The sequence below is a fragment of the Vibrio sp. Vb1337 genome (assembly GCF_033338715.1).
Lineage (GTDB): Bacteria > Pseudomonadota > Gammaproteobacteria > Enterobacterales > Vibrionaceae > Vibrio > Vibrio alginolyticus.
The window spans coordinates 1-1,731 of the sequence record NZ_JAWOTD010000067.1 but is presented as its reverse complement, the minus strand read 5'-3'; the positions used below and the strand labels follow the sequence as shown (position 1 = coordinate 1,731).

The 1,731-nt window shown below is 44.3% G+C and carries 2 protein-coding genes and 1 pseudogene; 2 read left to right on the top strand and 1 reads right to left on the bottom strand.

Annotated elements, in window-relative coordinates:
* A partial coding sequence (locus R7E42_RS23870) for a PhzF family phenazine biosynthesis isomerase (protein WP_318073069.1) occupies positions 1–595 on the bottom strand: 595 nt, incomplete at its 3' end.
* 188 nt (positions 596–783) lie between these two features.
* Here R7E42_RS23870 and R7E42_RS23865 point away from each other — a divergent pair.
* Entirely contained in the window at positions 784–1,317 is a 534-nt protein-coding gene (locus tag R7E42_RS23865; RefSeq protein ID WP_025507444.1) for a YbhB/YbcL family Raf kinase inhibitor-like protein, read from the top strand.
* 21 nt (positions 1,318–1,338) lie between these two features.
* A pseudogene (locus tag R7E42_RS23860) lies at positions 1,339–1,731 on the top strand (AraC family transcriptional regulator N-terminal domain-containing protein); the annotation flags it as partial.

The window sequence follows — 1,731 nt, the reverse complement described above, 5'->3', positions numbered from 1 at the left end:
CGTTCGCTGGCCAAAAGTAGCGAGATACAAAGTCGTATTGACTGCCTTTTGATGTGACGACGACATCGTAAGGGGCGAGTTGTTTCAGTTGGTCGGATCGATATTGAACATCGAAAACGGTTTGCTCATCTTCCACGATGACGAAGTAAGCTTGTGGGCTAAGCAGTACGTGTGTTATTTCGCAGTTTAATCCCTCAATCAATTGCGTAGGAATGGCGTTGACGGGGTGTGGCGCTCTTGTCGGAAATGTCATTTCAATCTTGCCAAGTGCGTTCTTAATTACGGTTAAGGTGCCCACTTTTAATGTGTGAAACTCAATACTTCCTGTAACGCCGAGTTGATCGAACAACACCATAGAAGCGGCGAGCGTTGCGTGTCCACAAAAGTCGATTTCTGTAAGTGGTGAAAACCAGCGTATTTCATATTGATTCGTCCCAATCGTTTTAACAAACGCGGTTTCCGAGAGGTTGTTTTCCGCTGCAATGTTTTGCATTAGCTCTGGTTCTAACCACTCTTGCAAGGGTACGACTGCTGCTGAGTTGCCTTTAAATTGCGTGTCTGTAAATGCGTCAACGACGTAGATATCCAGTTCCATTCTGTCTTCCTTGTTTTCTGAGCAATTAGTTAGCATAAACCAGATGCAACTCAGAGAATAAGAAATTTATTCTTGAATCTTAAAGTGTCAAAATGGACGATTATTTTATATTTTGTGATACTTATTGGTATGTCTTGACTTGGGTTGATGAATAGAATTGATTTGAACTCACTGAAAGGAAGAAACACATGAAAGCGATTCACAAGTCTGTTTTGGCCCTTAGCGTTTTGGTTATCGGCTCTGCCCATGCTTTTGAACTAACGAGCAAAGATATTCAAGAAGGTCATCCAATGGCGAAGACATTTGAATATTCAGGTTGGGGATGTGATGGTGCGAACCAGTCTCCACAACTGATGTGGAAAGACGTTCCAAAGGGTACAAAAAGTTTTGCGATTACCGCGTACGATCCTGATGCACCAACAGGCAGTGGTTTTTGGCATTGGATAGCGTTTGATATTCCAGCCTCAGTTAATGAATTGCCTCGTGGCGTTGATATTAGCAAGCTCGGCGGTAAGGAGTCTCGTATCGATTACGGTATTACTGGTTTTGGCGGCGCATGTCCTCCAGAAAAAGATGGTATGCACCGCTATCAGTTTACCGTTTGGGCCTTGCCAAGTGACAAGTTGAACTTGGATGAGAACACGCCAGCGGCGGTTGTGGGATTCACGTTGAATAGTGTCGCATTGGACAAAGCGAAGTTAACCGCCACTTACACACGATAATTGAATAAGAAAGGGGAGAAGATGAGCCACCAATATCAAGTCACGTTATTTCGTGCGGAGCAGCAGCAAAAGCTGCGTAACGTTCGGATTCACTCCCCGAGTATTATCCAGATCATTAAAGGGAGTAAGCGTCTGTTTTGGAAAGACGAAGCGTTCGATATTCTTCATCCTAATATCATGCTTTGTGAAGCAAACGCTTCGCTGAATTTTGAAAACCTTCCTCAGCAAGGGCGTTTTCTCTCTCGAATGTTCAGCTTTCACTGTGTACCGAGTGATGACATGCTGGAGCTGAGTATGAGTAATGTGCTTGGCGAAAATGTACCCGCGGTGGAGACAGATAAAGCGTTGCAAGCAACGCTGAATGCGCTGTTTTCTTTTGAGCAAGAAAGCTTGAGTGAAGCGACGCAACGTTAT

Coding starts and splice junctions, on each gene's coding strand:
- R7E42_RS23865 (WP_025507444.1), top strand. CDS start 784: ATGAAAGCGATTCACAAGTCTGTTTTGGCCCTTAGCGTTTTGGTTATC.